Annotated in this window: 10 protein-coding genes and 1 pseudogene; 1 reads left to right on the top strand and 10 read right to left on the bottom strand. The window is 38.7% G+C overall.

Annotated elements, in window-relative coordinates; genetic code table 11:
- Positions 1–376: 376 nt before the first annotated feature.
- From QF042_RS09860 to QF042_RS09825, 8 genes and pseudogenes are all read right to left on the bottom strand, one after another.
- The gene (locus QF042_RS09860; protein WP_307527773.1) at positions 377–2,374 is read right to left on the bottom strand and encodes a beta-galactosidase; all 1,998 of its coding nucleotides are present in this window, start codon (positions 2,372–2,374) and stop codon (positions 377–379) included.
- Positions 2,375–2,937: 563 nt separating this feature from the next.
- Positions 2,938–3,309, bottom strand: coding sequence for a DUF4986 domain-containing protein (locus tag QF042_RS09855; RefSeq protein WP_373459100.1), 372 nt, complete (start codon positions 3,307–3,309; stop codon positions 2,938–2,940).
- 9 nt (positions 3,310–3,318) lie between these two features.
- Positions 3,319–4,737: pseudogene (locus tag QF042_RS09850) on the bottom strand (glycoside hydrolase family 127 protein); the annotation flags it as partial.
- 336 nt (positions 4,738–5,073) lie between these two features.
- Positions 5,074–6,294 carry an AGE family epimerase/isomerase gene (locus QF042_RS09845; protein WP_307527771.1) on the bottom strand — a complete coding sequence of 407 codons (1,221 nt, stop codon included), beginning with the start codon at positions 6,292–6,294 and terminating at the stop codon, positions 5,074–5,076.
- Between the two features lie 2 nt (positions 6,295–6,296).
- The gene (locus QF042_RS09840) at positions 6,297–7,481 is read right to left on the bottom strand and encodes a glycosidase (RefSeq protein ID WP_307527769.1); all 1,185 of its coding nucleotides are present in this window, start codon (positions 7,479–7,481) and stop codon (positions 6,297–6,299) included.
- Positions 7,482–7,503: 22 nt separating this feature from the next.
- On the bottom strand, positions 7,504–9,330 hold the full coding sequence (locus tag QF042_RS09835; RefSeq protein ID WP_307527767.1) for a sodium:solute symporter family protein: 1,827 nt from the start codon (positions 9,328–9,330) through the stop codon (positions 7,504–7,506).
- A 25-nt stretch (positions 9,331–9,355) separates the two neighbouring features.
- Positions 9,356–10,501, bottom strand: a complete 1,146-nt coding sequence (locus tag QF042_RS09830; protein ID WP_307527765.1) for a glycoside hydrolase family 26 protein — start codon at positions 10,499–10,501, stop codon at positions 9,356–9,358.
- 6 nt (positions 10,502–10,507) lie between these two features.
- Positions 10,508–11,629, bottom strand: a complete 1,122-nt coding sequence (locus tag QF042_RS09825; protein WP_307527763.1) for a glycoside hydrolase family 26 protein — start codon at positions 11,627–11,629, stop codon at positions 10,508–10,510.
- Positions 11,630–11,844: 215 nt separating this feature from the next.
- Here QF042_RS09825 and QF042_RS09820 point away from each other — a divergent pair, with 215 nt between their 5' ends.
- Positions 11,845–12,720 carry an AraC family transcriptional regulator gene (locus QF042_RS09820; protein WP_307527762.1) on the top strand — a complete coding sequence of 292 codons (876 nt, stop codon included), beginning with the start codon at positions 11,845–11,847 and terminating at the stop codon, positions 12,718–12,720.
- Between the two features lie 149 nt (positions 12,721–12,869).
- On the opposite strand, the gene QF042_RS09815 is transcribed toward QF042_RS09820, so the two are convergent.
- Both QF042_RS09815 and QF042_RS09810 read right to left on the bottom strand, forming a co-directional pair.
- A complete protein-coding gene (locus tag QF042_RS09815) occupies positions 12,870–14,102 on the bottom strand; it encodes a glycoside hydrolase family 27 protein (RefSeq protein ID WP_307527760.1) in 1,233 nt (410 codons plus the stop codon).
- An 11-nt stretch (positions 14,103–14,113) separates the two neighbouring features.
- Entirely contained in the window at positions 14,114–15,088 is a 975-nt protein-coding gene (locus tag QF042_RS09810) for a glycoside hydrolase family 5 protein (RefSeq protein WP_307527758.1), read from the bottom strand.
- Positions 15,089–15,231 lie beyond the last annotated feature (143 nt).

Here is a 15,231-nt window from a genome sequence, read left to right as displayed (position 1 = left end):
AAGATTCATAAAGAAATTATCAGATTTCAACGCCTTTAAACAAAATTAGATACCCTTATTTCAATAGACAGAAAGGGTAACGCACAACAATCTAAAATCTTCGAAAGAATTAACAATTCAAAGAAGCACAAAAAATAAAAAAAAGAAACCCGGGCTAAACACCCGGGAATCACACTTAACTAACCGTATCTTAAATTAATGATGCTCGGATCGGCTTAAAGAATTGTTGGGAGAAGAAATAATCTCTTCCCCCCATACAGCATTACTATTATTGCTTTACCATCCATTGATCTGTTTTGCGGCTGGGTTTTTATCCACTTGTAGATTTGCAATCTTACAACCGTAAAATCCTGTCAGGATCAGCACTTTTTTTCCATTACTGCTCGAGAACGATCTGAAAACCCCAGGCGGGTAAGGTATGCTTACTTTGAGCGGGTATACTATCTCCGCTAAGCAGGGATTTCCCTTTAGGATATGCATAAACAAATGATTTGGGTGTGGCAGAATAATTGAGATAATAATGTACCCCCTTATTTTGATTATTTACTCCCGACTTGGTAATCAACGGAAATTTCATCAGTTGATCATTGCCCCAAAGGCCGGCATCTTTCAATGCCCTTTCCAGAATCTTTTCGGTAAGAGTTCCATTGATGCCGCAACCAATGTAGATTGCCGATCCCTTTCCATAATTGTTCTGTGTAACTGCTGCATATTTGCCCCATGCAGGATGGTCATAAAAGGCCAGTACCTTTGCAGTAGTCGGTGTGATCAGCTCCATCCACTTCTCCACAAAGTTCTGACTGCCAACCCCAAAAGGATCGCCTTTAAGGGGCACCTTTTCTGGAACTGTAAATTCATTGTAACTGATACCGCAGGCCTCACTTATTATTCCAGGCTGTCTAAGTGTCCTTACTTTATTATGTTCATCAGAAAAACCACTTTTGAAGGTATATACAATATGTCCACCATTTTTCACAAAGCTGTTCAGACGGCGCAGCAAACTATCAGGGGCAGCATACAAAGCAGGCACGACAATTAATTTATACTGTTCCATTTTTGCACTTGACGGATCGATAAAGTCCACACCAATATTCATATTATACAGTACATCATACATTGGTCGAAGGATACTGTTATAATTGCCCGGTCCAAAGGAGTTATATGCAGTTTGCGCCTCATTGCTAAAAAGTATGGCAACGTCATTTTTTTTCTTAAGGTTAGCCAGATCAGGTCCCAGTTTTTTGAAATCTTCACCTATCGTCCTGGCTTCATCATAAGTTGGATTAGGCTCAAAATCATGACTGAGCAATCCTTTCCAATAGGTTTCCGCAGAATTGTGAATCGAGTGCCAATGCCAGTAGGATACCATATCGGCACCGGATGCCAGATGGCTAAAGGCTTGCAGCCTCAATTGTCCGGGGTAGGGCACCCATTCTGGAAAACCTTGCGCCTCGGTTTCAATAACCAGGTAATTCTGCCCAGCCTTCATTGACCGGGCTATATCGCCTCCAAAAGAAATCTCTGCCCCAGTCAGTTTGTCCTGGGATGGATGATAGATATCAATGCCGGCAACATCCAAAACCTTTGCTGCTGCAAAATGATCGACTTCCGTTTGTATACCGTATGAGTGGCCGCGCCAGTCCAGGTCGAAATTCTGGGTAATGAACTGTGAGGGTTTCTTGTATTCCCGAACAATAGCTGCCTGCCAGGCAAGGTAATTGGTAACCAGTGCGCGCTGGAACTTTGCAAATTCTGCATTCAGACTGGCATTGATACTTCCATTGACAGATGGAAAGTCTTCCCAATTATTAATCCGATTACTCCAGTAGTCCAGACCAAAGATACTGTTCATATCATCAAGGGAAGGATATTTGGCTTTCATGTATGCCACAAACTGTCTTTGAACCTCTGGACCGGCCGTTCCATAGGATTTAGTTTCATTATCAATTTGAAAACCGATAATCGCTGGGTGGCTCTTGATGTGCTCAAGCATCTTGCGGATGGCTTTTTCAGCGTAGGTCCTGAAATGGATGTTGGTAATATCCATGTTCTGCCGTGTACCATATTGATTAGGCCCCCTTGAGGTGATGGCCAGTACATCCGGAAATTTTTTCACCAGCCAGGTAGGTACAGCATATGTTGGCGTACCAATAATCACGCTGATACCCGCTTTATGCATTCCATCGAGCACTCTGTCGATATGGGTAAAATCGTAGACGCCTTCCTGAGGTTCCATGGTACTCCAGGTAGACTCAGCGATCCTGACTACATTAATCCCCGCTGCTTTCATCATTTTGATATCCTTATCAAGGCGTTCATAAGGCATATATTCATCATAGTATGCCACCCCAAAAAGGAGTTTTCCTTTTTCCAATTGGGCAAAACTGTTTTGGACGCCCGAAATAAACGTACAAATAACGATTATTAAAACGGATAAATTTTTTTTTGTCGTTTTGGATATGCGGTAAAAGAATCCGCTCAATGATTTTGGACTGCCCTTATGATACGCTGAAGATGGGGTTACTTTTCTCATATGTTGTTAATGTAGGGATTTAGCAGACTTTTCGCCTCTGGTTGCTGTCTTAAAATTAGTAAAAATCAAGCGTCTCTGCAAGGAGTATTCCAGCTATTCTTCTGCGGTGTGTCCAATGCAAAACCTTATGGTCATACTTGGGCACACTGTGCGTTCCCAGAGCAGATTTATTCTTCAGGCAGTATGGTTGAAACAACTGTACCATCTATCTCCCCCGCTAACAGATTACTAATTTCTCACAGGGATATTTAACGACGGATAAACTAAATGTCAAAATATCTGATAATGCTACAATCATAAAACAATTTTTTGAGTTTGCATACACCATCTATTCGGCTGTGTGGTTACCTTAACTACTACATAGTTAAGGTAACATCTTTCCATTTAAAGTTTGTTAGATATCATCAGTTGCTGGTATTTTTAAGGCCCTTTTTTGACCAATAGATCATATACCGTGCGTCATGCAGTTTGTAGAAAGGGATCAGTTGCAGGTTTTTAAATGCTGCAGGACCGATTAGTCCTGGAGCAGTAAAGGTTTGAAGCTTCCCGGGAACTGGTTTTAAGTATTTTTCAAGATTTGCTCCATTGCTCTCTAGAACAGGTGCAGTGTCCAACGGGTACATTTTTCCTCTTGCACGGTAGCCTCCAAACTGGTTTGAATCGCCAATTAAATTATCCAGATCGGATGTGCCGGTTTTTGCAGCTAATACAATAGGACCATGTAAAAATGCTACATAATTTGAGCTATGAGGTAATTCTTCCGTACTAAGTTTCATAGGTAAACGAACTTCAATTTTATCGCCGGCCTTCCACATCCTGTTAAGTTTTACATAAGAGCCGGGTTGAGACTGAATAGCCGCTTTGACACCGTTTATTTTTATTTCCAGCTTACCTGCCTCTACCCAAACCGGATAACGAACATTAATGCTAAAAGTACCAGGCTTTACCGCATCGATTATGATTTGAGACGTTTCTGTATCTGGAAACTTTGTTTGCTGGGAAAGAATAAGTCCTTTGGATTTCCAGTTCAGTCGGGATGCAATAAATAAGTTTACATATAGATTCTGCCCCTGGTAACTATAAATCAGCTCGCCATATTTACCATGATTTTCCATGCCAGATCCTACGCAGCACCACATGGTTTCCTGCGGCTGTGAGTAAACGCGGTAATGCTGAGGCCGCATTGGCGTATAATAAACAAATCCGCCATGTGTTGGATGCTGGCTCGAAAGAATATGATTATACAAAACACGCTCGTAATAATCCATATACTTCGTATTCCCCATATCTTCAAAAAGATGCCGGGTTAGTTTAAGCATATTATAGGAGTTACAAGTTTCAGGGCCTGCAACATCCGTGATCATTCTTTTAAAATTATCTGATGGGTTAAAATGCTCATTTACGCTGTTACCACCTATAACTACCGAGCGGTTCTTTACAACTGTTTCCCAGAAGAAACTGGCAGCTTTTGCAAAGTCAGCATCACCTCCAACTTCTGAGATTCTTTCAAAGCCAACGACTTTGGGGATCTGCATATTGGCATGCAGACCATTAAGCTCGTCCTTGTTATTCTCTAACTGGTTCAAGAGCTTTTTATGAGAAAATCTGCGGGCTAGCGCCAAATACTTTTTATTACCGGTAATTACTGAAACATCAGCAAACACTTCATTTAATCCACCGTGTTCAGAGATCAGCATGGTTTGGATCTGTTCGTCTGTTAATTTGAGAGAGACACCGTAGATATAATCCGTTAATCGGATCAACTCTTCTTTTGCCTGTATTTTCCCTGCAATTACATAAGCATCACGAAGGCCAGCGAAAAGCTTATGCAAATTATACAGGGGAACCCATTTTTTATTCAGGGCGAACGTATCTACTTCTATTTTGCCAGCAGCTATTTCCATCCACATCGCTGTTCCTCCAGGGGTCCCACCTAAATAACCGCTTCCTATTTTATCCTGTGCCCTTTTTAACTCATCGAGCATATAGTCCAGGCGACTGTTCATTCTGGTGTCGCCTGTAGCGGCATACATAAAAGATAAAGCAGATAGGTAATGTCCTCCTATATGTCCATCCAAACCCGTATTTTCCCAGTTTCCGTAGTTTTCTTTTTTAGGCTTTAGTCCTGCTTCTTTAAGGTAAGGAGCCAACAAACGGTCTGGGTCTAAAGCCAGCATATAAGCCATGTCTGTTTGCTGCGCATCTTTAAAAACGCCGGGTTAACAAGGTAACCTGCTGTAGAGGAAATGAATGCAGCAAAGATTGAGCCTTTGTCTGAGGGGAGGTAAATAAGTTAAGAACAAGACATAGGGTGATTGAAAATAAAAACAAAACACGCTTCTTTACTTCTATGGTTCGCATAATAAGGTAGGTTATATTTAAAATTTATTTTTGACCATATGGCCTAATTGGTTCATTCTGGCAACCATTGCACCTGTTCCAGCCCTTAAGTTCAGCACCTATTCGACCATAATAACTGAAAACGTCACAGTAGGACCCACCGGCACCATACGCCTGATTGCCGGGACATAGCCATTGTTCTACAGGGTCGAGGCTTTGGGAAGAATTAACTGTCCAATCCTCTTGATAAGTTCTATACAGGCCCGGCTATTGTGATAAGGGCATTTCCAAACACCAACCTTATCTTCGCCGGGCATTACTTCATCCTGTTCACTTATACCCCAAAACCACTCTCCTTTTGGATAATTGATGATTTTACGTTTCACGAACGCCCAATTTTTCAGACTGGTCTCCAGAAAGCGTTCATCAGCTGACACCTGCCAAGCATTAAAAAAACCAACCATGGCTTCTGCCTGTACCCACCAATGTTTTTCCTTGATAAAATGATTTGTAGAGGATTCGTATTCGTACCAAAGACTTCCATCTGCATCAAGGCCGTTCTTAGCAACTTCAGCCATTTTAACTGAAGTTGATTTTATATGTTCAATTAGGGCTTCATCATGAACAGCTTCTGCAGCTTCAAGCAAAAGCCAGGCGGCTTCTATGTCGTGTCCGTAAGAAATGATGTCTGATTTTGGAATCCAGTTTTCATCAAAAAACAGAACCAGATTTCCAGTTTGCTCGTTGATGATGTGGGATGTAAAATCATGGATAAGCGCTATAATTTTGCGCCTCAAATCTTCATTTGGCCAAATTTTGTACAGCGTTGTAAACGCCTCTAACACATGTAGATGCGTATTCATCGTTTTCTTTTCATTGGCATCTTTTTCACTCAGTCTTAAATCATCCAAAGATTTCCATTCTCTGCTAAAAGCTTCGAAATAGCCACCTTTTTCATTGTCGTAACTATTGGCGACCAGGTTTTTATAAAGCTCAATAGCCTTATCTTTCGCGAGGTTATTATTACTGGCAATGAAGTATTCACTAAAGGCATAAATGGTGAAAGCTATGGCATAAACCTGCTTTTTTGTATCAATCGGGTTTCCTTTTGCATCAAGCAACCAATAAACACCACCAAATTCATCATCAATAAAATGATTTAAAATGTATTGAAAGGCTCGATCAGCAATTGCTAGATCATCAGCATTCCCTTTTAAATTATAAGCTGAGGAAAAAGACCAAAGAATCCGGGCATTTAAAACACTTCCCTTAGGCCCAGTATAATCAATATTGTTATCATTGTCGATTTTTCCAACAAAGCCTCCATTAACTTCATCAACTGTGAAATTCTTCCAATAGCTCAGAATATTTTCCAATTCTGAGCTTAATTCTTCCTTATATTTTGCTAAATCTAATTTCAAACCTATTCCGAAATTACTGAACTCACTTTGTTCTTTTCAATATTGGTTAAAATTCTGTTCACCGTGGCGGCAGAACGCAATTCATCTGCAGGCGTGTTCATTACATAATCTACCAGAATATCTAATGTGCTGGTTGCAACGTGCATTCTCGTATCCGAAGAAGCATAATATATAAACATCGTTCCGTCTTCATCTAAAATCCACCCATTGCTAAAAACTACGTTCGATACGTCTCCGATACGTTCTTTTCCTTCTGGAGCTAAAAGATATCCAGCAGGTTTATAAATTACTTTCGTTAAATCGTTTAAATCTGTCATAAACATATATAGCACATAACGTAGTCCGGCAGCGGTATTTCTTACACCATGGGCTAAAAATAACCAGCCATGTGGTGTTTTAATCGGTTCTGGCCCCATTCCGTTTTTAGCCTCATAAACGGTATGGTAGTTTTTATTATCAACAATTAACTCCTTTTCAATCACTGCATTTTCGATGGATTCACTTAACCCAAATCCAATTCCACCACCGGTTCCGCTTTCAATAAAACCATCCTGCGGACGGGTGTAAAAAGCATACTTTCCATCTACAAATTCTGGATGCAGCACCACATTCCGTTGTTGTGGCGATGGCGTTTTTAAATCTGCCAAACGTTCCCAGGTTTTTAAATCTTTTGTACGCACAATTCCACATTGCGCAACAGCCATAGATTGATCGTGTGCAGGCGCATTTGGGTCTTTTCTTTCTGTGCAGAATAAACCATACATCCAGCCATCCTCATGGGAAACAATACGCATATCGTAAACATTGGTGTCAGGCTCGCTCGTTTCCGGAAGGGTTACCGGCTCATTCCAAAAAGTAAAGTTATCAACCCCGTTGTCGCTTTCGGCAACAGCAAAAAAAGATTTTCGGTCGGTTCCCTCTACCCTAACAACTAAAATATATTTGTTATTAAACTTAATTGCACCAGCGTTAAAGGTGGCATTGATACCAATCCGCTCTAACAAATAAGGGTTCGTTTGTGGATTAAAATCATATTTCCAGTTTAATGGCGCATGACCGGCAGTTAAAACAGGGTTTTCATATCTGTCGAAAATCCCATTTCCCAAAACTGCTTTTTTATTTTTAATTGCAACTAAATTTTGGTGTGCTTCCTCTAATTGCTGTCTTCTTTTTTCAAAATCTATCATAAAAATATTTTATTATCTTTTTTTAATCTTCTAATTTATCCCACCATGTTCTTTTCAGAATAAATACTATTACTGCTAAAATGGCAATGGTTATAAAAAGCGGTGTGTGCATGCTCAAGATGAAATACATTGGTAAAATGGTTAGGCAGAGCTGAGCGATGATTCCCAGCACTACATTAAACATATCGAGCTTAAATCCTTTGTTTGCCTGAAAAGTTGGATCATCTGCTACAACCAAGGCATGGATCGGTTTCCAAAAACCCCAAGGCCTTACCGTTTTGTAAAACGATTTCAATGTAGCTTCTTCAGTTGGAGGGGCAGCGTAAGTACCAACGACACAACCGATCATAGAAAGTGCAAATAACAACGGCCACCAATAGAGCGGTAATCCATTTGTTACATAAGGCATTGCCAACGCAGCCCCGATACCAACGGCCATTCCCCAGAAAAAACCATTGGCATTAAAACGCCACCAATACCATTTAAGGCAGTTTGCAGCTACATAACCGCCGTATAAGCCTCCAACAATCCACTGCAGAATATCATTTACATTATTGGCGAAAAACCCTAAAACTACACCAATTGCAACCACCACAACACCGACAATATAATTCATGTTGATTACCTTTTTCGTGCTTGCTGAAGGGTTGATGTATTTTAAATAAATATCGTTTACAATATAAGCTTGAGCTGCGTTCAGCGTACCACTAAAAGTACCCATAAATGCCCCAAGCAAACCTGTAAGTACAATTCCCAGGATCCCAACGGGGAGAAAATTATTTATAGTAGCAGGTAAAATGCGTTCGAAATCGGTAACACCATCGGGGCCTTTTAAATAAATCTGGTTGTAATATAATAGTGCCAATACAGTTAAACCGATCACCATAGAATAACGGATTGGCAATAAAATGATACTGACAAAGCCAGTCATTTTACTTGCATCCTTTGGACTTCTGGTACTTAAAACCTTTTGCATATCATAGTTTGGAGCTGGGCCAGCCAGTGATGCAAAAACACCTTTCAACAACATCATTCCAAAGAAAATCCCGAACAGACTGAAACCATCATCTGCTATTTTTTTATTGGCATCGGCCGCAATTTTACTCCAATCCAAATCTAATTTCCAGCTGAAGAAGGGATCATCCCAACCTTTTGGAACATTTAAAGTATGGCCATGAAGATGATTCATGGCAATAACTGCAATTGCAACACAACCAATGGTCATAAAGGCATATTTAATCATATCCCCGAGAACAATACTGTGCATCCCTCCTAAAATGGAATAAAACATGGCAAATAATGTAAATACAATTCCATAGAAATGCGGGACGTATTTGGCAGGGACATCAAAGGGCACGTAAGCTTTTACAAAATCCCATGGGATAAAAATTTCCATGAATTTTCCCAAACCGATAAAACCATAAGCTAAAAATCCAAAACAACTAATTAATGCAAATGCAATTACCACAACATGAGAACCTTTTACACCTTTCCCGATGGTTCCAAATCTTGTTTGCAACCATTCTGCACCTGTATTAGCATTACTTCTACGCAACCACTTGCTTAGAAACATCATCATAAAAACCTGATTGAATACTGGCCAAAGCCAAGGAATCCAAATGCTTTTTAAGCCGTACACAAAGCACAAAGCAACCATCCACATCGTTCCGCTGATATCGAACATATCTGATGCATCACTCAGCCCAAGCTTATACCAAGGAAGAGATTTCCCACCCATCATATAACTTTCCTTATTCTGCTTGGCTTTTTTTCGATACCAAAAGCCAATGAAAATCATTGTAGCAAGGTAGAGGATGATGATTAAAACGTCTATTAATTGTAATTTCATATTTGGTTATTATCCTGTAAAATATTTAGTTAGGTAATATTATTGATTTTTTTGTGTCGTACATATTCCCTATATTTTTAAGAAAAAGTGTTTTTGGGTTATTATAAAATTCTTTAAAATCGATTTCACTCGAATGACCAGGATATGGTGCATAAAAATGACCCGTATGAGCATTTCGCCAAACCATTAAATAAGAGATTTTTGAAGCTTCAGCATCGTTCATTATTTTGTTAAAAACCGTTGTAAACCATTTTGGCTGAACGAGTTTCTCCTGACCTGTTTCTGTTAATGCCGCAATTTTGTTTTTTGAGATTGCGTAAGTGCAAATTTGTCCAATCGATTTAACGGCTATATCAATTGATCGTTCATCATTCAGATCTTTAAATTCATAATAGTTATCGAAACCTAGAACATCAACAAAGTCATCGCCAGGGTAGCGTTCCATGTAGTTATCAAAATTTCCAGAGATTCGATCTGGAGAGTAAGCGTAAATTAGATTATGTAGTTGCTTTTTATCTCGAAGATATTTAACCGTAAACTGCCATAGAGCTTTATACTGATGTGCAGTACAGAAAGGCTTTCCCCACCAAAACCAATTGCCCGTATTCTCATGAAATGGACGAAAAATAACCGGAATAGCGATTCCTTTACCGGTTTTTAGAGATTTGATTAGCGAGGCAATTTTATCTAAAGATTTGGTAAATTCCTTGTGTTTTTCGCCGCCGGGCAGAATAGAGGAAACACATTTTGTGGTATCGTAAAAATTCTTTCCAGTCACAAAATTTTGAACATGCCAGCTCAATGTATTTATTCCACCCATTTTGTAAGCCTGTAAACAATAACTTTTAAGTTTTTCGGCGCTTTGAAGATCTGAATCGTCTTTTGCAATGGATTCCAAATCACACCCGAATAATGCCGGATGAGAACCTGTTATACTCTTAACATCGCTCTTATCATATTCTCCTTGCCAACCAACCCCATACATTAAAGCATCCTGCTGACCAAAAAGCACTCCTTTTCCAGCCAAGTTTTTTAAATTATAAAACAGGGCTTTTGTCTCTGTTGTTGCCTTGGCATCAACCATGTTGTTTTCTAATACAGGTTTTTGTCCATAAGAAAACCCCAACATGGCAAGAAATAAGAAAAGCAATAAAGGAAGATATTTTTTCATGCTTTTCTAATTATAAACCGAATATTTTTTCAATCCCTTTTGAAGAAGAATATTATTACCCTTTATAAATTCCAGGAAATCTGGAGCGGAAATTTGTCCGGGATATGGAGCATAATAATGATTATCCTTTTCCTTTTCCCGGTAGCCGGCATTGCGCCAAAACAGAACATAAGATGGTTTATTCTCTTGGATTGCCTTCGCAAAAACGTTTGTCCACCAGTTTGCATCAGGAATTTCAACATATCCTGTTTCTGCAAGTGCGCTTATTTTTTTACTTCTTCGGGCTATTTTATTTTGAATAGCCAGGTTTTTGGCAACATCTTGCGCAAATGATTCGCCCTTCTCTACTTCTCCGTATTGATAGTAATCGAAACTTAAAACATCAACATAATTATTGCCTGGATAACGTTCTAAATATTGTTCTTCAGTTTTAAAGCCGCAGGGATTAAATACATAAATCAAATTGTGCAATTGCTTTTTATCTCTTAAATAACTGATAGTAAATTGCCATAAAGCCTTATATTCTTGTGGGGTACAAGATTTTGCTCCCCACCAAAACCAACCACCGCCATTTTCATGAAAAGGCCTAAATAGAATTGGGATTGCCTTGCCGTCAGTACCTCTTAATGATTTAACAAATACAGAAAACTTATCCAGCCAGCTTTTATACAGCAAGTGTTTTGAACCACTTGGAAGAATAGATTTAACAGCTATTGAACTAGTGTCCCAAGAATTTTTCCCACTTATTGGATTATCCATGTGCCAGCTTAATGTATTTATTGTACCTAAATCGTATGCTTTTTTAATGTATTGTTTCATTTTATCAAATGGAACGCCATCAATATTTTCCTTTTGATTGGTTTCTAAACCCGAAATATCCCAACCGAAGACCGCAGGATATTCTCCCGTTAAATCCTTGATATCGCTCCTACCATTTTGATATTTCCAACCTACACCATAAGCCAAATCATCCTGATGTCCAAACAACACTTTTGCGCCTGATAATTTGGCTAAATTTTTATATAAATTCTTGGTTTGCAGGCTTGCCTTTCCATCAATTAACTGACCAAAAACAGTAACGAATGGTAAGCAAAAAAACAAGAAACATGGTAGTATTTTTTTAATCATTCTGATATAGTTTGGCTAGTATTTCTGTTCATCTAATAATAATCTAAAATAGGCCATCAATTGAATTTAAAATAATACTATTTTAACCAATTAGTATATTATAAACATAATTTAAACCTTATTAACTCCTTATATTATTAATAAACAAATATATTTTTGTTACATTGCATCAATGTTCTTTTATCTTAAAGATATTTTTTTTGAACCTATAAGTTATGAATAACATCATTAAAGAAATTACGCCACTCACACAAAACGATTGTTTCACTATTTTTTCAAGGGTAAAACAAGACTTCGATTTCCCGCTACATTTTCACGAAGAGTTTGAACTTAATTTAATTTTAAACGCTCCGGGTGCAAAGCGAATTGTAGGCGATAATATTGAAGAAATTACAGACATGGAACTGGTGTTGGTTGGCCCGAATTTATCTCATGTTTGGACAACCCATAACTGCAAAAGTGAGGAAATTACCGAGGTTACTATTCAATGGCATAAAGATCTTTTTGATGATAAAATGTTGCGCAGAAATCAGCTCAGTTTTATTCGCAAAATGTTCGAGCGTTCAGTTCGGGGAATCTTATTCCCGAGAGAAACGATCGAAAAGGTTTATCAACGCATATTGGATATTAACCAGCTTCAGGGATTTGATTCTGTTCTGGAATTAATGAGCATTTTACATGATTTATCCTCATCAAAAAGTATGCGGGTTTTATCTGATGCTACTTTTAATAACGACCAAGTTTTAAACTACAACAGCAGAAGAATTGATAAGGCTTTCGAGTTTATGAACGCAAACTTTAATAAGCAAATTACCCTAAAAGATTTATCGAAACTGGTAAGCATGACAGAAGTTTCCTTTAGCCGGTTTATTAAAAAACGGACAGGAAATACATTTATAGATAGTTTAAATGAAATCCGTTTGGGCCACGCTACGCGGATGCTTATTGAAACAACGCATTCAGTTTCTGAAATTTCTTATAAGTGCGGTTTTAATAACATTTCCAACTTTAACCGTTTGTTTAAGAAAAAGAAACACTGTACGCCTAAAGAGTTTAGAGAAAATTTCTCCGGGACGAGGGTATTTATTTAGTTTTTTGAAGAAGATTAATTATAAAATAAACTTGAAACCTCCTGAGTTTAAGAGTTTCGGGCGGTGAAAGAGCAACCGTTAGTCCTAAAAATTTTTCTTTATTATTTTTTCAGTTGGTGTCTCACCAACCGAAAAAAATCAGGATTAACTTACTTTTCCAAAATCAAAGTTAAAACATCATGAGATGGAATTTCTGTTTTTAAACTGCTTTTTGTTGTTCCAGCCGATTTTCCCGTCCAGGCATTTTTAATTTTATACACAATAGCACCTGCATTTAATTCCTTATGAAAAACTTCATCCTTAACTTTTTCAGCCTGCCAATTAAAATCAATCTTTTTAGTTTCTGCAGAGCGATTTAAAAACGAAACCGCCCAATTTCCTTTATTTAAAGGCTTAAACCAAATTTCAAACCCATTTAATTTTGAATACTTAAAGCCTTGAATCCCCAAAACATCCTGATTGATTGCAATAATATTTTTGTTCGTTAAAACTTCTATTGTTTCCTGGTTCATGTTCCGCAAATCATTTCCAGCAATTAAGGGTGCAGCTAACATGGCCCACATGGCAAAATGTGCTCTATCTTCGCCTGGTGTTAGTTTTCCATTTCCTATCTCTAACATATCCGGATCATTCCAATGGCCGGGGCCCGCATATTGACGCAAGCCATCTTGCTTATCCAAAATCTGCATTACACCCCACGATTTCCATGTTCCATGATCTTCAACGCAATCAAAACAGTTAAAAATATCTCCGCTGGTGCGCCACAAATGCCCAACCGCTGGTCCCCAAACCCAAGGTTTATCCGTTCCCCATTCGCAAATACTTAAAACCATTGGCCGGCCTGCTTTGCGTAATGCTGCCGTTATTGTTTTATAAGCGCCTTCAGCTTTCAACCCGTCGGTGTTGCACCAGTCGTATTTTAAGTAATCAATTCCCCAACTTGCATAGGTTAATGCATCTTGAAATTCGTAACCTCTGCTTCCTGGTCTACCGCCACAAGTTTGAGAGCCCGCATCAGAATATAAACCTAATTTTAAGCCTTTTCCATGGATGTAATCAGCCAGGGCTTTCATTCCTGAGGGAAATCTTTTCGGATCTGGATGGATAAAGCCCAAACTATCACGATCTCCATGCCAACAATCATCGATATTAATGTAAGTATAGCCGGCTTGTTTCATGCCCGAACTGATCATGGCATCAGCCGTTTCTTTAACTAATTTTTCATCTACATTACAGGCAAATCTGTTCCAGCTGTTCCAGCCCATAGGTGGTGTTAATAATAAGCCGTCGAATTTGTCGTAATTCTGAACGTAATTATTTCCTTGTCCGAAAGCTAACGAACATGTAAATATTGTAATTAGCAAGAGAAATCTAAGCTTCATAAACTGAGTGATTATTTATTAAATTTTTTAAGTTGAGTTCTAATGTAGACACCTGCAGGTGTAAGCATGTTGAGTTTCCATTTTCCTGTTGGAGATGCTCCAGGCGCTAATATTGCCGTGGTCTCCTTTTTATCGGTAATGTTCCAGTTTGCCCAGCTCAGTTTGTTTTTTTCCATCCAAGCAAACCACTTCTCCGTTTTTTCAACATCAAATTTTCCATCGCCGCTAGCTTCACCAACACCCCATTCGGTTACAAAAATGGGCAGACCAGCAGAAATTGCCTCATCGGCCCGTTTCATTAAAAGGTCCTGATGAAATGGGTCTGAGGCGTAAAAATGAAAAGAGTATGCAATGTTGCGAAAACCCTTAATTGGATCTTTTGCAACTATATCAATATCCTGATCCCAGTGCGAACTTCCTACGATAATTATATTTTCAGGATCATACTTCCTAATTTCCTTAATCACTTCTACAGCATAATCCTTAACCGTTTGCCATTCTATTTTTTCGGGTTCATTAAATATTTCATAAATAATATTCGGTTTACCCACATATTTTTTGGCCATTTTGGCGAAGAACATTTTTGACTGCTCCAGATGCTCATTCGCATGGTGATCATGCCAATCGATTAGCACATACAAACCTTTTTTAACCGCAGCATCAATGGTTTTGGTAATCAGTTTTTCTTGCTCAACCGGGTTTTGCAAATAACCACTATCTGGCTGAACCGCCATGGAAGCACGCAACAGGCTGATATTAAAATCAGACTGAAGCCAGTTCACGACATCTGCATTGTAGTATTTTCTTCCTCCCCAGACGCTCCATGACAGACTTAGACCACGGAGCTGAGGCTCGACATTGTTACTGTTTAAAATCTTTCCTCCAACAACTTTTAACGCACCGTTGCGATTAACCCAATTGATATTTTGGGCGAAGCCGAGTCTACAAAAACAGGAGCACAGGAGCAACAAAATAACTCTTTTCATAAATAACTATTTAATTTGATACATTGAGGGCATTTTATCGGCGAAAAGCACAAAGCCATCATTACAACCGGCGTTACAGGCGGAGCTATGGGCTCAATAATCTCTGTGCTTTTCTTGCAAGAAAAGAATGCAATAGAACATAT

It is taken from the genome of Pedobacter sp. W3I1 (assembly GCF_030816015.1).
Lineage (GTDB): Bacteria > Bacteroidota > Bacteroidia > Sphingobacteriales > Sphingobacteriaceae > Pedobacter.
Note: the sequence above shows the minus strand (reverse complement) of the source record. Positions and strands in the feature narration are given on the sequence as shown.